General features: G+C 68.2%; 18 protein-coding genes. 13 read left to right on the forward strand and 5 right to left on the reverse strand.

All coding sequences use genetic code 11. The features are described from left to right. Positions 1-360 precede the first annotated feature (360 nt). From ACTWJ9_RS07400 to ACTWJ9_RS07455, 12 genes are all read left to right on the forward strand, one after another. Positions 361-1,107: a hypothetical protein gene (locus tag ACTWJ9_RS07400; protein ID WP_443295448.1), complete on the forward strand. Its 747-nt coding sequence runs from the start codon at positions 361-363 to the stop codon at positions 1,105-1,107. Positions 1,108-1,223: 116 nt separating this feature from the next. Then, the gene (locus ACTWJ9_RS07405; RefSeq protein ID WP_443295449.1) at positions 1,224-1,607 is read left to right on the forward strand and encodes a hypothetical protein; all 384 of its coding nucleotides are present in this window, start codon (positions 1,224-1,226) and stop codon (positions 1,605-1,607) included. After that, a complete protein-coding gene (locus tag ACTWJ9_RS07410) occupies positions 1,604-2,407 on the forward strand; it encodes a DUF317 domain-containing protein (RefSeq protein ID WP_443295450.1) in 804 nt (267 codons plus the stop codon). Before ACTWJ9_RS07405 ends, ACTWJ9_RS07410 begins: the two co-directional genes overlap by 4 nt. A gap of 31 nt (positions 2,408-2,438) precedes the next feature. Further along, positions 2,439-2,795 (forward strand): hypothetical protein, encoded by a 357-nt coding sequence (locus ACTWJ9_RS07415; RefSeq protein ID WP_443295451.1) that lies wholly within the window; start codon positions 2,439-2,441, stop codon positions 2,793-2,795. Beyond that, positions 2,792-3,601 carry a DUF317 domain-containing protein gene (locus ACTWJ9_RS07420; RefSeq protein ID WP_443295452.1) on the forward strand — a complete coding sequence of 270 codons (810 nt, stop codon included), beginning with the start codon at positions 2,792-2,794 and terminating at the stop codon, positions 3,599-3,601. Before ACTWJ9_RS07415 ends, ACTWJ9_RS07420 begins: the two co-directional genes overlap by 4 nt. After that, on the forward strand, positions 3,598-4,227 hold the full coding sequence (locus ACTWJ9_RS07425; RefSeq protein ID WP_443295453.1) for a hypothetical protein: 630 nt from the start codon (positions 3,598-3,600) through the stop codon (positions 4,225-4,227). The genes ACTWJ9_RS07420 and ACTWJ9_RS07425 overlap by 4 nt, the downstream gene beginning before the upstream one ends. A 233-nt stretch (positions 4,228-4,460) precedes the next feature. Next, positions 4,461-6,248: a type IV secretory system conjugative DNA transfer family protein gene (locus ACTWJ9_RS07430; RefSeq protein WP_443295454.1), complete on the forward strand. Its 1,788-nt coding sequence runs from the start codon at positions 4,461-4,463 to the stop codon at positions 6,246-6,248. Beyond that, positions 6,245-7,516 carry a DNA cytosine methyltransferase gene (locus ACTWJ9_RS07435; protein WP_443295455.1) on the forward strand — a complete coding sequence of 424 codons (1,272 nt, stop codon included), beginning with the start codon at positions 6,245-6,247 and terminating at the stop codon, positions 7,514-7,516. Before ACTWJ9_RS07430 ends, ACTWJ9_RS07435 begins: the two co-directional genes overlap by 4 nt. After that, entirely contained in the window at positions 7,516-8,634 is a 1,119-nt protein-coding gene (locus ACTWJ9_RS07440) for a DnaB-like helicase N-terminal domain-containing protein (RefSeq protein ID WP_443295456.1), read from the forward strand. Before ACTWJ9_RS07435 ends, ACTWJ9_RS07440 begins: the two co-directional genes overlap by 1 nt. 65 nt (positions 8,635-8,699) lie before the next feature. Next, positions 8,700-10,064, forward strand: a complete 1,365-nt coding sequence (locus ACTWJ9_RS07445; RefSeq protein WP_443295457.1) for a DUF317 domain-containing protein — start codon at positions 8,700-8,702, stop codon at positions 10,062-10,064. 244 nt (positions 10,065-10,308) lie between these two features. Continuing rightward, positions 10,309-11,532: an IS701 family transposase gene (locus ACTWJ9_RS07450; RefSeq protein ID WP_443295866.1), complete on the forward strand. Its 1,224-nt coding sequence runs from the start codon at positions 10,309-10,311 to the stop codon at positions 11,530-11,532. Further along, a complete protein-coding gene (locus ACTWJ9_RS07455) occupies positions 11,529-11,690 on the forward strand; it encodes a hypothetical protein (RefSeq protein ID WP_443295458.1) in 162 nt (53 codons plus the stop codon). The genes ACTWJ9_RS07450 and ACTWJ9_RS07455 overlap by 4 nt, the downstream gene beginning before the upstream one ends. 17 nt (positions 11,691-11,707) lie before the next feature. On the opposite strand, the gene ACTWJ9_RS07460 is transcribed toward ACTWJ9_RS07455, so the two are convergent. Further along, positions 11,708-12,166 (reverse strand): MarR family winged helix-turn-helix transcriptional regulator, encoded by a 459-nt coding sequence (locus ACTWJ9_RS07460; RefSeq protein WP_443295459.1) that lies wholly within the window; start codon positions 12,164-12,166, stop codon positions 11,708-11,710. Between the two features lie 172 nt (positions 12,167-12,338). Continuing rightward, positions 12,339-13,213 (reverse strand): IS5 family transposase gene (locus ACTWJ9_RS07465; RefSeq protein ID WP_443295460.1). Its coding sequence is split into 2 segments (ribosomal slippage): positions 12,339-12,866 and positions 12,869-13,213, totalling 873 coding nucleotides; the frame shifts between segments, so codons are not numbered across the junction. A gap of 224 nt (positions 13,214-13,437) precedes the next feature. On the opposite strand from ACTWJ9_RS07465, the gene ACTWJ9_RS07470 reads away from it, so the two are divergent. Beyond that, positions 13,438-15,354 (forward strand): ATP-binding protein, encoded by a 1,917-nt coding sequence (locus ACTWJ9_RS07470; protein ID WP_443295461.1) that lies wholly within the window; start codon positions 13,438-13,440, stop codon positions 15,352-15,354. 121 nt (positions 15,355-15,475) lie between these two features. Here ACTWJ9_RS07470 and ACTWJ9_RS07475 read toward each other — a convergent pair whose 3' ends face one another. From ACTWJ9_RS07475 to ACTWJ9_RS07485, 3 genes are read right to left on the reverse strand one after another with little or no spacing between them, the layout of a single operon-like run. Then, entirely contained in the window at positions 15,476-16,309 is an 834-nt protein-coding gene (locus tag ACTWJ9_RS07475) for a phosphoadenosine phosphosulfate reductase domain-containing protein (protein ID WP_443295463.1), read from the reverse strand. Beyond that, entirely contained in the window at positions 16,306-19,887 is a 3,582-nt protein-coding gene (locus ACTWJ9_RS07480) for an ATP-binding protein (protein ID WP_443295464.1), read from the reverse strand. The genes ACTWJ9_RS07475 and ACTWJ9_RS07480 overlap by 4 nt, the downstream gene beginning before the upstream one ends. Next, on the reverse strand, positions 19,884-20,972 hold the full coding sequence (locus ACTWJ9_RS07485) for a DUF4007 family protein (protein ID WP_443295466.1): 1,089 nt from the start codon (positions 20,970-20,972) through the stop codon (positions 19,884-19,886). Before ACTWJ9_RS07485 ends, ACTWJ9_RS07480 begins: the two co-directional genes overlap by 4 nt. Positions 20,973-20,983: the final 11 nt, after the last annotated feature.

The raw sequence follows: 20,983 nt of genomic DNA on the forward strand, positions 1-20,983 counted from the left end.
GTCGCACAGCTCACCGAGTGCATCCGCAAGGCCACCACTGACGAGGGGGCCGAGGTCCTCACCGAGCTGACCGCCTCCTACGACGAGACCCTCACCGCCCTTGAGGAAATCCTGCAGACCACCGCGGACTTCCACGACGGCATGGACGAGGCCGCCGACCCGCGTGTCGCCTGCGCTACCTCGCAGAGCGGCACACCCAGCACCCCGGCCACAGCACCTACGCGGAAGAGATTCCCGCCACAGAGCGCGAACGCTCCACCATCTGCGCCTGCCCGACCCACCACGTGCCGTACCAGTACCGCCTCCACCCACCGTCGTCGGACTTCGCCGCTGACGCCATCCCACCTGATCAAGGAAGACATGCACGACCACGACTCCGGACGCCTTGTCTCGTTCGCCGATGTCCTCGCCGGTGAACTGCCCGATACCTGGACCAGCAGTCACCACCCGGCCGAGAACAAGGACGACCTCGCCGAACTCACCGACCGTATCTGGGACATGGACCTCGTCGCCCAAGCCCTCGTCAAGCACCCGCTCCAGCAAGCGGCGGTCCTCACCCGCCAGGACGGTGCGCAGCTCGTCGTCCTCGACCGGCCCGGACGGGCCGGATTCCTCATCGCCGCCGTCGCCCCCAGCAACCTCCCCACGGAGGCATTCCGGGGCCTACGTGAACCAGACGGGATCGTCCTGACCGACGACCCGTTCCACAGCGCGGAGCTGGTCACCGGCGACCTACTGGCCCGCTTCGACACGGCCCTCGCCCAGGCCCGCTACAACGCGGCAGGCATCCAGCCGTCCCAGCCGAACCGGGTCGTCCTGACCTGGCAGCCGGACAGCAGCCTCGCCGCCACCCCTGTCAGCGAGAAGGCCGCCGAAATCCTGGCCGCCAACGGGTTCGTCCGCGACGAGAGCGGCACCTACCGCCTCAGCGGCGACGACACCACCGCCCAGGCACGCGCCGTGCGAGCGATCGGTCCGCAGCTCGACGCGCACGGCATCGCCGTCGCGCTCCAGCACCCCTCGGGCCGGATCCCGCCCACCGCCACCCCGCCGACGCCTTCGCCAGTCCCGGCTGCCACCAGGGCTTCCGCCGGGAGGAGGCGGTGACGCAAAACATCGGCGAGCACACCGGTCCGCCGACCGCTCCCCGGCACGGGGGTCCCCGGCCCATGTGGATCTGCCACCGCCACCACCACTGACCTCGCCCCTCGCTCGGGAGGACCATGCCCCGCGCCGCCCCCTACCCGATCCGGCTGGCCGACGAGATCGCGCGCCAGCTCGGCCGGCTCACCGACCATCTCTCCCAACTCCCCGCGCATGAGGCCGCTCAGGTCATCGCACGGGTCCTCGAACCGCAGGACGGTATCCTCGGCCGCGTCACACACCTGGTCGTCACCGGCTCCCACTTCGCCAAGGACCAGGCCGAACGCGGCATCCTGCCGGCCGAGGTCTGGCTCGCCCTCGGCCGGGCCGCGAACGAACTGCACGACATCGCGCTCGACCTCGGTGAGCACACCGACGTGCTCACCGAACTGACCACCCGCCCTGCCCCCATTCCCGCACCGCCCCCGAACGCCGCACCACTCGTCGTCCGGCGCCGCCGGTGAAGAAAAAGCAATGGCACAGCTGGAGTCCAGGCGAGCAGGCCGAGCAGCACTACCTGATCAAGCCCCGTGCCCTCGCAGGTGGCGGAGACATCCGCCACGTCTCCGAATTCCTGCGCGCCTGCGGGTGGCGGGACCGGTCAAAGCCCGGCGGGCCCCTGCTCATGGACAGCCCCGACCGCGGCATCCGCATCGGGTACGACCCCTTCGTCCAACCCGGCGGATGGACCATCCACGGCAAGGCCACCGCCCACCAGGAGGAATGGACAGCGATCCTGGGCCGCCAAGCACCGGTCGAAATCGTCGCCGGGCTCACCGACACGCTCACGCGCCCCCGTTCCGCACACGCCCCCAACGTCTGGGCTCCGCTGCAGGAACAGCGCTGGCACCTCCCACCCGGCGACGGCCACCTCACCGCGGTGAGCCCCGACCGCTCGGCCTGGATGCAGTTCCACCAAGCCCCCGACGGCCACACCATGTGGTGGTCCGGAGCCCAGGACCACCAAGGCAACGGCTGGACAGCCCAGTTCACCGCCACCACCCCGATGCACCTCGTGCAGAGCTACGCCGCCGCCCTCGCCAGCCCCGAGCCCGTCATGCGCCCCCGCGGACGCGTCCCCCACAGCGCCCAGATCCGCACCACCTCCGTCTCGGTCCTCCCCTCGCAGCTCAGCGCCTGGCAGCAAGCCCGCATCACCGCCGCCCGCGCCACCGCCTGGGCCCGTACCTCCTGGCAGACCAACCGGCCCCCCACCACCGCGCGCCCCCGCGCCACCCAGCGCGGCGCCCGCGCCCACCGCTGACCCCTCCGTCCCCCACCCCCCAAGGAGTCCCGTGCCCGCACCCACCCCTGGCGACATCCACGCCGCCGCCCAGACCCTGGCCCGGCTCACCGAGTACCTGCGCGAGAACCCCGAGCCCGCCGAGGCACTCGGCCTCATCGAGCCGCTGCTGGACGAATACACCGGTGTCCCCGTCCAGCTCGCCGACGCCCTGCGCGCCCTGGCCCGAGCCGTGCAGGAGCACCCCGCCACCCCTCACACCATCGAAACCGACCTCCTGATCAAGGAGTTGCGCACCGCCGCGTGGGAGCAGGCCGACCAGCACGTCCTCCATTACGTCCTGGATGACCTGCGCGGCCTGTACCGGAAGGCGCCCGAGACCATGCCGGAGTGCGGCCCGTGCCCGTGAGCGAACGGCAGCTCGCCGCCTTCGCCGACACCCACGCCTGGCGCGTCCCGTTCGACACCAGTCCGCGCCACCTGGCCGGCCCCGGCGACGGCCGGCACGTCACCCACGGCCTGGCCGCGGCCGGATGGACACGCACGTCCGACCCGCTGAGTCCCGAGATCATGCTGACGAGCCCGGACCACCGGCACAGCCTGCAGTTCGACCCGCAGTCCGCCACCACCGCTCGATGGCGGCTGCGGGCCGAGCCCACCAACACCGAGCCCGGCTGGTACGCCGAATTCGGTGAACTCGTCCCCGCCGAGGTCCTGGGCGCTGTCACCGACGCCCTCGTCACCCCCTCGGCCGCCGAGCCACGAGACCCCCTGGACGCGGCGGACACCGCAGGCTGGCTCATCGATGCGCGCGGCGTAATCAGTTCGCCGGACGCCGCGTGCCGCGTCGAACGACGCCCCGAACGGAACGCCGCCGTGTCCTGGCACGTGGAGGCGCACGAGCCCAGGCACGGTCCCCGCGGCCCCCGGCTGTGGCACGCCTGGTTCGATGCCCGGACGCCCACCCGCCTGGTGGACGCCTTCGTCACCGCACTCGCCGACCCCGCCCCGCTCCAGCGCGGCATGTACGACCGCACCGCGCACGGCGCCGTGCAGGAGCCAAGTCCCCTGTCCCCGCAGCACGTGGTCGACGCACACACTGAGCGACTCCGCGCCCTTCGTGCCCGGACCCGTGCCGCCCGGCAGCGTCCTCAGCCCGAGACGGCCAAGGCCCCCGCTCCGTCGCCATCCCTGCCTGCCTCCCTGCGGCGATGACCACCGAACGCGGGACTCCGAACATCACCGCCCCTCAAGGACCCGTCATTTCCGCCATACCTGCCTCCCACCGCGCTGCGCTGAAGCAGCTCTCCGCCTTCCTGCGCGAGAGCACCTTCATCCTGGCCAACTGGGACTACTACTCCGAAGAGAACACCGACCTCGACGGCTGGCCGTTCGACGAGCACGCCTACGGCCTCCGACAGCGCCAGCGCGACCGCGAGACCGCCGAAGCATTCGAGGCCGTCCGCCCCACCGCACGGCAACTCCTCGCTACTGCAGAAGAACAACTCGCCCAACTGCCCGCCCGTGCGGTCCAGCCCCGCTGGGCCTGGCAGCTCGGCACCCTGCGCGACGCGCTCGACCGCCTGGGCACCCTGCACCAGGAGTGGCAGCAGACCTGCGCCGGCCTCCCCCTCACCGCCCGGCCCGGCACGCCAACGTACGACGACACGCTCGCCGACCACGACGCCGAGGCATGGAGCTACCTCGACGACTGGGCCACCCACGGCCACGCCGCCATCGACATCAACACCACCGCCCGCAGCACCCGGTCACACCTGGCCCCGCAGCCGACAGCGAAGCCGATGCCCGTGGCCGACCGGACCACCCCGGTACGGAGGTAGTGGTGCCCCCGCCTCCCGAGACCGTCGACCCGAACCGCATCACACGGACCGAGGCGAACGGGCCTGTCGACCTGATCGCCTTCGCCCTGGAGAACCGCATCCGCACACTCGCCACCCGCCGTGGCGTACCTCCAGTGGCCCCGAGCACCCCACGATGCCCGTCGGCCCACCCAGGCCGCACCCGCTGACCCACGCCTCCCGCCCTCTGTCCTCCGCCCGGAAGCGCATCGCCCTTGCCCCCTTCCACCAGCAAGCCCTCCGACGGCTACGACATCGCCTTCCGCCTCCTCCTGGGCGTGGCCGCCATCGTCGTCCCCCTGGCCCACCTCGCCTGGCTGTCCGGCAACATCACCGCCTGGCTGGCCAGCCAGCCCTGGGCCGCATACGCGCCCACCACCGCTCTGCTCCACCCCGACCAGCTCTGGCCCCACGCCGGAAAAACATCCCTGCTCATCGGAGCCCGCATCGTCCCCGCCACCGCGCTACTCGCGCTCGCCACCGCGGCCGTCATCCTGTGGTCGCGCCACAAGACCGGTGGAGGACGGAAGAAGAAGATCGTCGGCATGGCCAGGCCCCGGGACATCGAGCCCCTGATGGCCAAGGCCATCACCGACAAGGCCCGCTCCCTGCGGCCGAGCCTGAGGACCGCCAAGCGCATCGACGCCAAGGACACCGGCGTCCTCCTCGGCAACCTGCAGGGCACGAAGCACGAGGTCCGCATGGGGTACGAGGACGTCGCCGTCGCGATCATGGCCCCGCGCTCCGGAAAGACCACGTCGCTGGCGATCCCCTCGATCCTCAACGCGCCCGGCCCGGTCCTGCTGACTTCGAACAAGGCGGCGGGCGACGCGTACACCGCGACCATTGACGCCCGGAACACGGTGGGGCGGGTGTGGTCGATGGACCCGCAGCAGATCGCCCACGCGTCCCGCGAGATGTGGTGGAACCCCCTCGCGGACGCCAAGACGCTGGACGGTGCCGGCCGCCTGGCCGGGCACTTCCTCGCCGCGAGCGTGGACGCCTCCCAGCAGGGTGACTTCTGGTCCAAGGCCGGATCCAACATCCTGTCCCAGCTCTTCCTCGCCGCAGCCCTCGACGACCGGCCCATCCCCGACGTCATGCAGTGGCTCGCCTTCCCCGCCGACCGCACCCCGCTGGACATCCTCCGCGACCACGACTTCACCGCCGTCGCCGCCCAGCTCAAGGGAACCGTCGAAGGCCCGCCCGAGACCCGCGACGGCATCTACGAGACCGCCCGCCAGTACGCCGCCGCCCTGCTGAACTCCGAGATCGCCGCCTGGGTCACCCCGCAGAAGAACGTCCCCGAGTTCCGCCCGTCACAGTTCGTCACCTCCACCGACACGCTCTATCTGCTGAGCAAGGACGGCGGAGGCGGAGCGAGCGCGCTGATCGCGGCGTGCGCGGACTCCGTGATGCGGGCCGCGACCGCCCAGGCCGAGCGCGCCGGCGGGCGCCTCGACCCACCGATGCTCGCGATCCTCGACGAGGCCGCCAACGTCTGCAAGATCAGCGACCTGCCAGACCTGTACTCCCACCTCGGCAGCCGCGGAATCATCCCGATCACCATCCTGCAGTCCTACCGCCAGGGCCAGAAGGTCTGGGGCGACGCCGGCATGGACGCCATGTGGTCCGCCTCCACCGTGAAGGTCATCGGCTCCGGCATCGACGACCCGGACTTCGCCGACAAGCTGTCCCGGCTGATCGGCGACCACGACGTCGAGACCACCTCCACCTCCCATTCCGAGTCCGGCAAGTCCACCTCGGTGTCGATGCGCCAGGAGCGGATCCTGCCCGCCGACGCCATCCGCGCCCTGCCCAAGGGCACCGCCCTGTGCTTCGCCACCGGCATGCGCGCCGCCATGCTCGACCTGCGCCCCTGGTACCTGGAGCCCGGCGCCGGCGAGCTGTCTGCCGCCTCCGCCCGCGCTTCGAAGGCCATCACCACCCGCGCCGTCGCCAAGCACGTCCCCGCACAGGACGACCTCGGGCTGGCCTCTTGATCCTCGACCTCTTCGCGGGACCGGGCGGATGGAGCCGGGCACTGACCGTGCTCGGTGTGCGGGACGTCGGCCTGGAATGGGACGAATGGGCCTGCAAAACCCGAGTGGCCGCAGGGCAGTTGACGATCCGGACCGACGTGGCGATGTATCCGACGTGGCCATGGGTCGGCCGGACACGCGGGCTGATCGCATCCCCGCCGTGCCAGGCGTGGAGCATGGCTGGCAAGCGCCTGGGTCTTGTGGACCAGCCGCTCGTGCACGAGGCGGTCGAGAATCTCGCCGCCGGACGCGACACCCGCGAACGGCTGCTGGCCGCCTGCCGGGATGAGCGTTCGCTGCTGGCCGCCGAGCCCATGCGCTACCTGCACGCTCTGAACACGGTCGGCGAGCCGGAGTGGGTCGCCATGGAGGAAGTGCCGGACGTCCTGTCTCTGTGGAAGCAGTACGCGGCCGTGCTACGTCGCTGGGGCTTCTCCGTGTGGTGCGGGATCCTGAATGCGGCCGACTACGGGGTGCCTCAGACGAGAAGGCGAGCGATCCTTCTCGCCTCCCGCGTCCGCACGGCCCAGCCGCCTACTCCGACGCACGCCCAAGCCGCTGAGCCCGAGAGCCTGTTCGGTCCGGGTCGCGCCCGCTGGGTCAGCATGGCCGAGGCCCTGGGCTGGGGTGCCACCGACCGCCCCGTCCCCACCGTCTGTGCCGGAGGCGGACCCGGTGGCGGACCCGAGCCGTTTCCGTCCGGCTCCCGGAAGTCCCTCGTCAGCGCCCGTGACCGCGGCACCTGGACGCCGCAGCCGGACGGGGTCCTCCTGCGGTCCCGCCGGGAAGGAGCAGGTCGGGCCGCCCGGCACGGCACCCGGGAAAGCAGGGACGCTGACCGCCCGGCGCCCGCCTTCGTCTCCGAGGCGCACCGCTGGGCTTGGTCCCTGCGGAGCAACAACCAGACCAACGCCACCGTCAGGTCAATCGAGGAGCCAGCGGGGACGCTGTTCTTCGGGCACCGCGCGAACGAATGCACCTGGATCGCCGAACCTCCCACCGCCCAGCGAGAGGACCCGGCGTCCCGGGCCGTCCCCGAGCCGATCCGGATCACCGCCCGCGAGGCCGGGCTCCTCCAGACCTTTCCCGCCGACTACCCCTGGGCCGGCAACAAAGGCCAAACCTTCAGCCAGATCGGCAACGCCGTCCCCCCGCTACTCGCCGGCCACCTCCTCGCCCCGCACCTCGGCGTCGCCCTCAATCCCGACGACTTCACCCTGGCCGCCTGATGAACCGCACCTCCGATCCCGACGAAGACCAACTCGATTCCATCCCGCCACCGTCACCGGTGTTCCACGTCGAGCAGGCCCTCCTCGGTGCTCTTCTTCTCGATCCGCAGCGTCTCAGCAGGGTGACCGGGATCGGCGCAGGCTCGTTCTCCACCGCCACGCACGCCGCCCTGTTCGCCGCGATCAGCGCCCTGCCAGCCCCCGACCCGGTCGAGCACGCGAGGAACACAAAGTGGCTCGACCAGGTGCTCGCCGCCGCCCGCGACGAGGCGCGTGGTCTGACCGCCTCCTACCTGCACACCCTGATCCAGGTCTGCCCGTGGCCCCGGCACGCGCCGGCATACGCACGGATGGTCGAGGCCGAGCACGCCCGCCGCTGCCTGCGGGCCGCCGCCGAGCGCCTGGTCCAGACCGTGCGCGACACATCCCTCCCGCACCCCGTCCACACGGTGCTCGCCGAGGCCGACACCCTCGCCGCCGTCGTGGACGACATCGCCGCCCGCTTCCCTCCACGCGCCGGCGCCCTACCCCGCACCACACCACCACCGCCGACGCCGGTACCCGACCACGACCAGGCGGTCGAGGAGGAACAGCTGTTGCTCGCCACCGCGACCGCCCACCCCGCGGACATCGAGTCGATGCGCTGGCTGACCCCGGGGGACTTCACCCATCCCCTGCACGCCGGACTGTGGCAGTGCCTCTCCGCCCTCGCGCGCCGCCGCGATCCCGTCGATCCCGTCACCGTCCTGTGGGAAGCCCAACAGCGCGGCCTGCTGGACGACGGGAGCGAACCGGGCGAGGTGCTCCGCATCCTCGCCGAACCAGCCGGTTCCGCTGAGCACTGGGGCGAGCGCGCCCTCCAGCGCTCCCTCCTGGCCACCGCCGCCCACACCGGACGACGCATCGATACGTACGCCGCCGACCCGGCGACAACACCATTCCAACTCGTCTTCAGCGCCCGCCGCGCCCTAGCCGACCTCGACGCGATACGGACTCGCTGGCAGCACGCCACCGGACTGGTGCAGCCGCAGCGACCGCATCCGGCGCCCACCACTCGCGCCGGCCCGCCGACCACCACGGCCGCCCACGCAACCCGCACCGCCCGAGCAACCCGATAGCGCCCCGAGTATGCCGGTGGCCGGACCCGAAGGTCCGGCCACCGGCAGGAGAGACCACACCCACCGTGCCACCCACCTCCATCGACGCCCACGTCCGCCTCGACACCCACCCCACTCACCCCAGCGCCGTGACCGCGGTCCTGACCGGATCCCAGGCCCACGTCCCCCACGTGGGCCTGGAGGCCGCCGACTGGACCGTCGTGGCCAAGAACGTCCTGGTGCTGGTCCGCATCGACCACGAAGAGCCGTACTGGGCCGAGAAGGCAGCCCAGCACCTGATGGCTGACGGGATCACCGTCGAGATCACCCCCCGGCTGCGGGAAGCCATGGACGAGGAATGGACCTGGGCCAGCTACCCGATGCCCTGGTGCACCCGCACCGAGATACGCGAGGTCTCCAACGAGGCCCAGAAGATCTACGACGACATCCGTCACGGCCAGCTCCTCATCCACGCCCACGCCGAGGACGGCCACACCACCGTCGCGGTCGGCACCGACATCGGCAGCGGCAAGAGCGTCTACCTCCACGGCGAGGACCACCTGCGACAGGTCGCCGACACCTTCGACTCACCCGCCCAAGCCCTGGTCGCCTTCGAGAAGCTCCACGGTGCCGACATGCGTCCCGGCCCGGCGCCCATGACCGACACCGAGCGCGCCGCCACCGAAGCCCGCGGCACCCTCCCCACAGCTGCACCTGAGCCCGCCCGCCCGGAACCGGAGGCCGTCCCGGCCTACACCGCAGATCCCGGCGACCACGACGCCGCCCTCGACCAGTTCCTCAACGCCCACGGAGACTGGGAGAAGTGGCGGACCTGGTCCGACGACACCACCCACGCCATCCACGAATCCCAGACCCTGCGCATCGAGCGCGTCCACGAAGCACATCCCCGCGAGACCGCCTGGACCGTGGCCGCCTACGAAACCCCCGTCTCCGACCGCATGTGGCACCTCACCATCACCGGTACTACGCCCGCACCCATGCTCCAGACCCTGCTGGACAGCCTCGCCGAAGGAGACGCCTGGGAGACCGCCATCGGCAGCCCCGCCACGGAGAAGACCGTCACCCAAGCCACCCGCGCCCTCACCGACGCCGGCTGGCGACACACGGTGGACGGGCGCTGGATCCGCTGGGAGACCACCCAGGGCGACGCAGGCGTCCAGTTCGACGCCTTCGCCGCCCAGAGCCCGCACAGCACCCTCGTCACCTGGACCCTGTGGGCCGGGCCCAGCATCGGCCAGCCCGCCTGGGCCATCCACGCCTCGCCGTACACGCCCGCCCCGGTGATCGCCCGCCTGACCGAGGAACTCGCCCACGGCACCGGTACCCGTCAACGCAAGACCACCACGCGGCCACAGCGTCCTCAGCTCAATGTCACGCTGCCCGCGGTCACTCCGCATGTCCCCAGGACACAGCCGAGCCCACACCGCTAACCGGCGCTGGCACCCCACCAGCTCGCGGCTACGCACGGGACCCCGCGAACGGGGGATATCGCGGGGTCACGTCCGTAGCCTACCGCGCGCGAGCCTCACAAGACCTGCGCTACGCAAAGGCGTCACCGAGTCCTGCCTGCGGCTGGACAGCCACTCAGCAAAGTCTTCATGAGCCTTCTAGTACTACAGCCGGTGGTTCACGTGACGTGACGGCGAGTGCCTCGTTGCTCCATTCGTGGGACTGATGTTGACGCTGGGCGTGGTGCGGACGGGCGAGCTGAACGAGTTCGAAATCCGGTCGCTGGATGGTGAGTTGGAAGCGCTGTGCGCCTCGGTGGACGATGTGTTCGCGCGTCCAGCCTCGCGGGAGAACCTGCGGGCGATGGTGCATGGGCTGCTGAGCGAGGTGCCGCGCAAGAACATGTGGCAGCTGGCGGAGGCGGCCGGGCACCCCAACCCCGACCGGCTGCAGGGCTTCCTTGCCAAGGCGGCCTGGGACGCCGACGAACTGCGTGACCGGGTGCGCGGCTTCGCGGTCGCCGCCCTGGCCGCCGACGACGCGGTCCTGATCGCGGATGAGACCGGCGATATCAAGAAGGGCACCAAGAGCGTCGGTGTGGCCCGCCAGTACACCGGCACGGCCGGCAGGATCGAGAACGCCCAGGTCAGCGTCCACCTGTCCTACGGCTCCAGCCGGGGACGCACCCTGATCGACCGCGAGCTCTACCTCGGCAGGCACTGGGCCGGCACCACCGCCGAGCATGAGCGTCGCTGTGCCGAGCAGGGCATCCCGCCCGAGAGGGCCACCGCGGTGGCGACCAAGCCAGAGCTGGCCCGGTGCATGCTGGAGCGCGCTCTGGAAGCCGACGTGCCCTTCACCTACTTCCTTGCCGACGAGGCGTACGGGCAGTGCCGCGCACTGCGCGCCTGGCTGGAAGAGCGCCGTGTGCGCTACGTGCTCGCGGTGCCCAAGGACGAGGTGGTTCCACTGCCGGACGAGCGCACCCGCCAAGCCCGCGAGCTGTACGCCCTCGTGCCCGAGGAAACGTTCGAGCGCCGCTCGTGCGCCGACGGCGCCAAAGGCCCTCGCGACTACGACTGGGCCACCGTTCACCTCGCACCCACCGTCCAAGGACTGGAGCGCCACCTGCTGATCCGCCGCTCCACCGTGCTCAACAAGAAGGACAAGAAGACTGGCCAGCTCGTGCGCGAGATCTCCTACTTCCTGTGCCACACCGGCCCCGGCGCCACCCTGGCCGCGCTGGTGACGGCCGCCGGGCAGCGCTGGATGGTGGAGGAGTCGTTCCAGGTGGCCAAGGGACAGGTGGGGCTGGACGAGCACGAGGTGCGCAAGTGGTGCTCCTGGTACCGGCACACCACCGTTTGCATGCTCGCCATGGCCTTCATGGCCGCCGTCCGGAGCCGGCTAATACCCCGCCAGCCGCCGACACCCAGCCTCCGACCGTGAACGAGATCCGCCGCCTGTACGACCGGATCGTCCTCGCCCCCGCCCGCGCCGCACGGACCTGGCTGGCCATGCACTGGCACCGCTGGCGCACCCGCCACCAAATCCGGGCCCGGACCAGCCACTACCGTGTCCGAGCTGCACGAACTCACTCACCGTGAAACCACCGGCCGTAACACTAGTGGTGCCAAGCTCGCCCGCCCGTGTTGTGGATGAACCGCTGCAACACCTTGAGGGCGGTCAGGTACTCGTCATCGGAGATACCCGCGTGCCGTTCCGCCCAGAGCTCGTTCTGAAGGGCTGCGGCCTTGTCGTAGAACGCCCTGCCCTCAGCCGTGATGCCCAGGCGTCCCTCGGCATCCTCGGTGATCCAACCCTGGGCGATGATCGTGTCGATCTCTGACTCCATGGTTTCCGGGCCGGTGTCGAGATAGTTCCGAAGGAGGTGGGACACTTCGTCACGGGTCTTGACGGTGTCGGCGCTTGCGACCTGCGCGAGAGCCCACCACTGCGGTTGGGTAGTGCCGATCCCCGCGAGGGCGGCCCGGGTGCGAGCGATGACGGCCTTGTAGGCCGCCCAACTCCAGTAGCCGATGGGCTGCTTGATCAGGTCGGTGTCGCTGTGCGAGTACTCCATGGCTGAAACCCCTGTCGCTGTCTGAGTCGGTTCGACGAGATCGACCGTAGAAACTCAACTGGACTTGAGGTCAAGGGCGTACCAGTCGGCTCGTCCAAGAGGTCGCCTACTTGCTGCTCACTCACCGTGAAACCACCGGCTGTAGTACTAGGGCGTGTTGTGAAAGTGCTGGTCACAGCCACTCATTGATGGCTGCAACCAGCACGGTCGCCTCGTAGCGGACGGCGAGCTTGTCGTATCTCGTGGCGACCGCACGGTGGCGCTTGAGGCGATTGATCCCGCACTCCACCGCGTGGCGCTCCTTGTAATCGGCCTTGTCGAACTTCGGCGGACGGCCGCCGCGGGAGCCGAGCTTCTGGCGGTTGCGGACCTGGTCGGCCTTCTCCGGGATGGTGCAGCCGATGCCGCGTCTGCGCAGATAGGCGCGGTTCCCGCGGGAGCCGTACGCCTTGTCGGCGCGAACCTTGTCCGGCCGGGTTCGCGGCCGGCCCCGACCGATGCGGGGCACCCGGATCCCCTCCAGGACCGGCTGGAACTGCGGACTGTCGTGTCGCTGGCCGGCGGTGACAAGCAGCGACAGCGGCTTTTGCCCCTGCTCGACCGCCAGGTGCAGTTTGGTGGTCAGCCCGCCGCGCGAGCGTCCGAGGCCGTGGTCGTCGGGTTCGGTGGCGACGCCGCCGGGAGGCTCCTTCTGCAGTGCCCCTTTTTACGCGCCCCGGCGGCATGCTGGTGGGCCCGGGCGGTTGTGGAGTCCACGCTGACGTCCCACGTGATCAGGCCCTTCGCATCGGCCTCGGCCTGCAACTGCTCGAAGATCCGCTTCCAGGTGCCGTCGCGCTGCCAGCGCCGGAACAGGTCGTAGGCCCGGTCCCACGGCCCGTACCGCTCCGGCACGTCGCGCCACGGGGCACCGGTCCTGGTCCGCCACCGTATGCCGTCTATCAACTGCCGCCGGGTCCACACCGGCGGACGGCCCGGCTTTTTGCCCAGCGGCAGCAACGGCTCAAGCCGGGCCCACTGGTCGTTCGTCAGATCACCACGCCCCACGGCAAGTGATCATTCACGACCAAGATCGACTTTCGCAACACGCCCTAGAGCTCATCCCGCGTTACAACGAAGGGACGTTTCCCTGCCGCTCCTGACGGCGCTGCCAGCGGTCCAGACTTCGGCAGGTCGATTGTGGGGAACTACCCTCGGGAGCCCTGGAAGTCTGGCAGAGTGATCAGTCGAGGTCCTGAGTATGTGTCCGCCACACCTGCAGGGATACTAGAATGTCTGATACGTATGACCTTCTGAATCCAGACTCCCTATCAGAGAACTACGTCCGGCAACTTCGCCAAACCATCGATGCCTACCTTCCCCAGTACATCTTCATTGGCGAGGTTCTCCAGAATTCTCTGGATGCGGTGCGCGAGGCACCGAAAGGGAAGCACAAGATTGATATACGAATCGACTTCGACACCCTAGAAGTGTCGATCCGCGACGACGCCGCAGGGTTCCCAAATGACCCAAAGCTCCTTTTCTTGGGTGGCGGCAAGAAAGATGGAAAGAAGCTTGCCGGCCAGGTAGGTGTTGGCCTCAAGGTAGTCCTTTTCAGTTCCGAGCATTTCACCATCCGGTCCAGGACACCGCAAGGCTCTTTCAAGTTCTCAGTCGAAAACGCCTGTGACTTCGACCAGGATCCGAGTGCGCGGCCCAGCTTCACGATGCCGAAGCAATTTGATCCGGACCCGGATCCCCTGGAAACCCTCGGCACGGAAATCACATACCGCTTCCGGAACAGCTCCAAAGTTCCGATGAATTACCTCCAGGAAGTCCAGGAGGAGGCTCTCCCAAGGGGACTTCGGTCAGACTTCGGTCAGACTCTCGCGAACGCAGTTCAGAGCGGCAATTTTCCCACCCGTTTTGCGGCTCTCCTTGCCTGCGACCTCAAGAGGTTTTCCTACCTCGGTATGACCCAGGTACCAGACGCCCTCAAGGACACGGCCGTCAATATCACGGTGAGGTGCACCAACCCGGCTACCGCCATCGGCAGCCCTCTCGACGAACTGTTCGACCACGAGCCCGAGTTTACGTTTCAGGCACCGGTCGGCTACCTCACCATGGGAGACACGGTTTCCTGGGCGAAACCTCCAAAGCCTGCTCTGTATTCCCAACATCTAGGGGCAGGCGGCGTTGACTTGCCCAAGACACATAACGGCTTCAACGTCACTGAATACCGCACGCCGGATGAATTCGAAGCCTTGCTCACCAATGCGCGCGGAAAGCTCCCTGATGGCATGGAATCCTTCAAAAAGGCACTCTTTCCGAAGATTAACCACGTGCGCCTCACCGTTGCTCGGATTCCTCATTTCGAACGCTATCTACCAGGGGGCAGCCAGCGTGTATTCAGCGCAAACGGAGTCGTCACTCGGCACTCGGCCGATCTGACCAAGGGGCGAAACCAGCAGTACGTGCGCTGCTTCGATATCGTCGTTGATGTCGACGCAGAACTGAACTACGGAAAGTACCACCTAAAGAATATGCGGCTGGTTGGCTTGCTGAAGAGCTTCGTCAACGAGGCGTACCGGTCAACTATCCAGAACGCGGCATCACGCTTTGTTGGCAAAGCTGACCCCTTTGAGGAAGAAGAGCGATCCGTCGCCTTCTGGTCCAGGAAGGACTTGATGCGGCCAGAGCTAACGATCCGCAAAGTTCCTGCCGACGAGAACGACGTGATCGCTCTTTTCTTCGAACTGGCCGGCATGGGAAAGTTCCCTGAATTCAGCTGGTACGGGCTGTCGCAGCGGGATAGGTACGATGCACGGGCAGTGATCCAGCGTGTCGGCGAGAGTGCCGATGTCCTCAAGGGCCCGGCCGAGTCGGATCTCCGGGTCGTTGAGTTCAAGATCCGAGCAGGGTCCATTACCCAGGATTTTGACCGGGAAGACAAGAGTCCGCGGGATGTCCATCTCCTCATCGCCTACGAGGAAGGCGAGTCGAAGTCTGCTCAATTCCAGTTCATCGATCTGCAGGACTCCGACACAGCGCATAGAGCCCCGGAGAGAATCTTCCCGCACGTAGCAAGAGTACTCAAGGACACGCAGACCGGCTATGAAGTGCAAGTGCTGATTCTCCGGGATTGCCTTGAGGTATTCTTCTCCCCGCCGCCGCCGCCCACCGCACCTGAAGACGTAGTCGACGAATAGCTTTAAGTCCACAGATAGGACTGGGACTGGTCCTCAGAACTGCCGAACCCCATAGGGGGGCGGGCCGGAAGTTGTCCGTTTCCGGCCCGCCCCCCTATGACGAAGGAAAGCACCCTCAAGGTCACAGATGGCAAACTGAGCAACCGGCTTCGTCGTCGTCAGAATCAAGTGCGTCGCTAAGCACTTCCAGGAGCGGCCGGTTGGGCTTGATGCGCTTGGCCGCGCGCTCCAGAGCCGCCTGGTGCTTGGCCTCGATCTCGTCCTTGCGCTCTATCAACTCCGGAAGCGACTCGCCCTGTGACCAGGTGTAGTTGCGGCCCTTCATGGCGGTGTGCCGGTATCGGACCTTGTCCTCGTACTCCACGGCCTTGGCGTACAGCTCGGGGTGGCGTTCCTTGAGGCCGACCCACTCGTGCTTCCGCTGGAAGAAGCAGAAGTAGCAGCCGGAGCGTGTGCGCCATTCGTAGTAGTCGGGCAGGCCGATGCCGGCCTCGTCGAGGATGCGCATCACGCCGTCCTTGTCAACGCCGTCCTCGCGGAAAGGGAAGACAGCCTCGATATTCGGCTTGGTGCTGACGTAGCCGAGGCGGTTCTCATCGGCTCGGATGGCTACGTAGGAGATGACCTTGTCGTCGCCGACCCAGTCTTCCAGGGGCTTGATCTTGAGGTTCTTGGTGCACCAGCGCATCTGCGGGCTGGGCAGGGTGCCCTGGTAGACCTCCATCCAGTGGTCGAAGTCGCGGTCGGCGTTGAGCCGCACGATGGACTTGCCCAGGGCGGCCTCAAGCCGGTTGAGGTACTCGTAGGTCTCAGGCAGTTCGGCGCCGGTGTCGCAGAAGAAGTACTCCATCTCCGGGACTCGGTCGCGCATGTAGACGGCGAGCGCGGAGGAGTCCTTGCCGCCGGAGATGCCGAGCACGTGCCGGGCTTTCTGGGTGTCGGCTTCGTCGGTCATCCCTGTGCCTTCCTTTCACTCGCCGCTGTCGCGGCTTCGGTCACGCGCTGGGCGAGGGCAGCGAGCAGGATCCGCGCTCCGTCCGGGCCGAGTGCCTTCTCGGCCTGCTTCAGGATGTCGGCGGCGAGGGTGTTGGCCTCGTCGCGGGCTTGCTCGGGTACGTAGATCAGGGTGCGCTGCTCTACACCGGCGCTGTCGGTCAAGGTCAACAGCTGAGCGTCGAGCTTCTCTTCCCGGCCACGAATCTCACGCCCAGCATGATGCAGGTGCCCAACGCGGTCGAGGGCCGCGGCCATGGCTCGGGCTTTCTGGGGGAAGACCTTGGCTTCGTGATCGTCCCAGTCGCCGAGGGCGGAGTTGGTGAGGCGTACGACGATGGGTTCCAGCCAGTCATCGTCTTCAAGGCTGTCACTGAGGACGAAGTCGACAAAGCCCCGCAGTTCCGGTGTGAGAACGGCGTCTGCGAAGCCCCGCAACCGGGCCGCGAGCTGGGTGCGCAGCTGGGACAGTTCGGCCGGCAGGCGAAACTCCTTGGCGAGGACCCGGACGACCTCGGCGCGCAGCCGACTGTCGATCGCGACGAGCTCGTCCGCCGCCGCAGCGAGGCGTTCGACGTAGGTGTTCGCTACTTCCGCGTTGACACGCGTGCGTGCCGGGACTTCGGGCAGGCCGAGGGCCTTCGGCAGCGCGTGGAAGATCAGCTCATCAGGGTCCACTGCCTTGGCAATGGTGGAGCGCACGACTCGGGCGTCGGCGGAGATGTTCTTGGTGGTGCGTGCGTACTTGTTGAGGTCGGCCACCCGCATGATCAGGGCGCTGGCGACGGCGAGCAGGTCGGGGTTACGCAGGGCCTTGGACCGTGGCGCCTCCACGCCGAGCGAGACCATCAGCTTCTTGATGATGCTGCCGCGCTGACCGTCTCCGGCTGGCGTGTACTTCACCGAGAATCGTCCTGGACCCTTAACGAGGCGCTCGACCGCATCGATGGTCAGCCGGGGCAGATAGGTGCCTTCCTCAAACAGGGCGACGTCGTGGCGGCGGATGACCAGGGCCGGCATCAGGAACACCGGGACAACACCCGCCTTGAGCCCGAAGGGCGGGCTCATCAGGGTCCGGATGACCTCCTCGATACCCAGGCGCTCGGTGGCACTGGTCAGGACCTCGTTCAGCGCATTCCAGGCGGGCTGGGCGTGCTCGTGTCCTTCGCCAGGCGGGGAGAAGCCGTACGGAAGCAGACTCTCCTGCTGACTCTCGGCCTGGGCCACCCCGTTCTCGCGGTGCAGGCCGAGGTAGGCCAGAGCACCGCTGTACATGGCGCGCTCGGCACGGTAGCCGTCACTGAAGCCGAGGTTTCTCTCCCCCGAGGCGGAGAGCATAGCCGTCAGCAGTATGCCGCGGGCCTGGGCGGCCTGGCTGGTCAGGACATGACGGCCGAGCATCTCATTACGGATGTGCGGCGTGTGCGGGTACACCGACTCGCAGGCCAGGGAGACCAGTCCGCTCAGGCTGCGGGCCGTCAGACCGGAAACGGCGGGCTCTACGCCGGATGCGATGCCGCTGTGCCAGAGGCTCCACGATGCCTCGGAGGATGGCGGGTAGAAGGCGTCCTGCAGCAGCTCCAGCAGCTCGGCCTCAGCCTGCACGATCCGCTCAGTGACTTCCCGCCGGGCGACGTGGTCGAGGCCCTGCTCGTTACTGAGTTCCTTGAGCGCGACCAGGTAGGTGGCCGTGGTGAGCACCACGTCGGGATTGGGGGTGGTGCCGACGAGTACCGGCAGGGGCGAGTCAACGTTGGGCCGGTCGGCGTCGGTGCCGAGGTGGAAGACGACGAGGCCGTCGGCGGGCTCCTTCAGCTCATCGGGGGCGGCGACGGTCTTGGTCTCCGGGCCGCTGACCGCGGTGTAGAACACGCGCATCATGCCGGTGACCTGACTGTGGCGGCCGGCCACGAATGCCTGCGGGACGAGGCTGCCGAGTCGGCGGATGACCGAGGAGGCATCGAGGTGGGCGATGATCTCCTTGATCTGGCCGTCGATGTCAACGTCCGTGCCCTGCCAGACCCGGTATTCACCGCTGAATTCACGGTGAACCACGAAACCTCGGCGGACGAGGTCGGCGAGCCGCTCTTCGAGGGCCGCGAAGGCATCGGGGTCAGCTACGTCGGTGGGATCGTGGAGGGCGAAGTGGATCATCGGCGCGGTGGCGCTGAGCGCTCCGTCGGAGTCGATCAGGTTGAGGACACCGATGGTCTTCAGGACGTCCTGGTCTGCGTCCGGGAGCCCATTGGCATCCCGAATGCGCGAGTCGACCTCGATCCACCGGCTCGCATTGGCGGAGGCAAGCAGGGTGGTGCGCCCGGAATTGAGGAAATAGTCGTACAACTGCGGCAGTCGCACCGTGCTGGCGCGGTCAGTCTTCTCGTTGCTGTGCTGCGCCAGCGAGTAGCGGACGGTGTTGGGCTCCCCGCTGTTGAGGAAGCCCGACAGGCTGCGGTCGTGCTGGCCGATCTGAGCGGCAAGGATGGGCGCGGCAAGGGCCGTGATCGGGTGCAGCGGGTAGAGGCCCGCGAAGTGGTCCGGCCCGAGTTCGGCCAAGACCCCAAGACCGTGCTCCGCCCAGATGCCAGCGGACGCCTCGGCCGACGCGGCGATCAGGGCCTGCCCCGCAGCGCTGACGGCCGAGCGGTCAAGGCGACGGCGCAGCAGGTGTAGGGAGTCGCCGTGGTGGGGGACGAAGGTGATGTCTTCGAAGCGCCCCTGGATCTTGGCCCATTCGCGGGTCTTGAGTTCGCTGGACCGTGAGGCGTAGTCCATGAACGACAGATGCTGCAGGGTCATCAGGTAGACGGGCAACCCGTTGGGGCCGGCCGCCTTCTCAGCAAGTTCCTGCAGCAGGAACAGGTCGTGCTGGGCGTCGGCGAACTCGTTGTGGCCGGCGAGGTGTTCCAGCGTCTTGCCGAACTCGTCGATGACGAGGAGCAGAGGCTGCTGCCCGTCCGCCGTCAGTGCGGTGACGGCGTCGAGGATGTCCTTGGCGCCGGCGCTGTCCGGGTCGGCGCATGCCGCGAGAGCCTCGGCAATGGCCTTTGGGACACGCTTGCCCCAGCGTCGTTCCGCCGCGGTGTGCAGGGCCCGGGCAAGCGTGGTGACCAGGGATTCGCGGCGTGCGGTGGCCACGCCGCCGAGGAATCCATCGGAGGCGATAGCGTCGCGTGCTGCGGCCAGGCGCTGGGCGAGAGCCGGACTGGCCTCGTCGAGGATGCGCTCGGCCTCGCTGCGCCGCTTGGCGTCCCGCCCGAGCAGGGCGTCGATGAAGTTGGACAGGGTGGACTTGCCGGACCCGTAAGGACCGGTGAACGACCAGGCGCGGGTGCGGCGCTGGTCGGCCAGCGCGCTCGCGATGCGTTCCAGAACGTCGACAGCCCGGGCTCCGACGTAGGGGTCGTGCAGGGCGTCCGCAACATCGCGCTCGAGGTTGGTCGAGCGCATCTGGGAGCCGACGAGTTCGATGCCTGCGGGGAACTGCGGGGCGGAGCTTGCGGGGCTGCTGGAGGCCCGCGTGGGGGTTGCGGTGGTCACGCGGTCTCCTCAAAGAGTGGCTCGGTGGTGTCGGTGTTCGTGGTGAGTTCCTTCTGCTCGGCCTCGGCAAGCTTGGGGAACTTGGCGGCCCACTCTTCGCGAGTGGGGAAGCCGGGGCGGCGGGTGACGAAGTCGTACTGTTCGTCGAGCACTTCCCAGGCCAGGACGAAGGGGTCGGCTGTGAAGGCGAGGCTGCGCTGTCCCACGGCCTCGGTCAGGTTGAGCTGCGGGTGGTCCGCGGCAATTTTCTGCAGCGCCATGACGATCTCGTTCTCCCGGACGCGGAAGGCGCGTCCTGGAGAGCCCGGCTCGTTGGCGAGGCGGGCCACGGAGATCGAGTTGGGCTGGCGGGAGAACTTAGCGGCATAGTCGAGGCAGGCGTAGGCCAGGACCCGGGCGGGCAGCGTGGTGCGGTGCCCGCTGGTGAACTGCCACTCGGGCTTGCCGCGCGTCCCGACGAAGGTGAGCAGGTCAAGATCCCGGAAGGGGCAGGCGAGCAGGTCCTCGTAGCTGCCCGGGGATCCGGCCTTCTCCGGGGCGCTGCGCGCGTACATCTTGGTGAGGCAGTCGATGTCGCGGATGATTGACGCTTCGACCGGGCTCTCCTTGTAAGAGAAGTTCACGTGCCGGGTGACGACCTGTGCCATGTCTGTCACCGTGAACCGAGAGAACGGTGCGAGGTGGAAGGCCGCGTACCAGGTCGGTGCGTGGCTCTTGGCCCCGGATCGGGAGGAGACCAGCCACCAGTGCAGCAGCCACAGGCTGCCATTCTCTTCCAGGTACGGGTCGGCGCCATCCTCGTCAAGAAGCCAGCGGGCCTCCCACGTGGGGAAGGAGTACTTGGAGCGCGCTCCTTGTGTCGGGTAGTGCTCGCGGGTCAGCTTGAACGCCCGCGACCAGTAGCGCATGGCGTTGACCATGTTCTTGCCCACGCCGAACAACACCGGCGCGTCGTCCGCGAGGAACGCGCTCGGGTCGTCTTTCACCTGCACGTATGCCTTGTGCAGCCAGCCGAAGCGGGGCGCGAACGTTTCGTGTCGCGCGAAGGCAAAATGGGCGGCTTCCCCAAGCCGGCTGTCTGACATCCGGGACCTCT

The sequence above is a fragment of the Streptomyces sp. GDS52 genome, from assembly GCF_052246875.1.
GTDB classification, from domain to species: domain Bacteria; phylum Actinomycetota; class Actinomycetes; order Streptomycetales; family Streptomycetaceae; genus Streptomyces; species Streptomyces cathayae.

Bases quoted from the DNA above. Each gene is read 5' to 3' on its own strand.
- ACTWJ9_RS07405 (WP_443295449.1), top strand. From the start codon at position 1,224: ATGCCCCGCGCCGCCCCCTACCCGATCCGGCTGGCCGACGAGATCGCG.
- ACTWJ9_RS07460 (WP_443295459.1), bottom strand. From the start codon at position 12,166: ATGGAGTACTCGCACAGCGACACCGACCTGATCAAGCAGCCCATCGGC.
- ACTWJ9_RS07470 (WP_443295461.1), top strand. From the start codon at position 13,438: ATGTCTGATACGTATGACCTTCTGAATCCAGACTCCCTATCAGAGAAC.
- ACTWJ9_RS07485 (WP_443295466.1), bottom strand. From the start codon at position 20,972: ATGTCAGACAGCCGGCTTGGGGAAGCCGCCCATTTTGCCTTCGCGCGA.
- ACTWJ9_RS07425 (WP_443295453.1), top strand. From the start codon at position 3,598: ATGACCACCGAACGCGGGACTCCGAACATCACCGCCCCTCAAGGACCC.
- ACTWJ9_RS07475 (WP_443295463.1), bottom strand. From the start codon at position 16,309: ATGACCGACGAAGCCGACACCCAGAAAGCCCGGCACGTGCTCGGCATC.
- ACTWJ9_RS07400 (WP_443295448.1), top strand. From the start codon at position 361: ATGCACGACCACGACTCCGGACGCCTTGTCTCGTTCGCCGATGTCCTC.
- ACTWJ9_RS07440 (WP_443295456.1), top strand. From the start codon at position 7,516: ATGAACCGCACCTCCGATCCCGACGAAGACCAACTCGATTCCATCCCG.
- ACTWJ9_RS07450 (WP_443295866.1), top strand. From the start codon at position 10,309: ATGTTGACGCTGGGCGTGGTGCGGACGGGCGAGCTGAACGAGTTCGAA.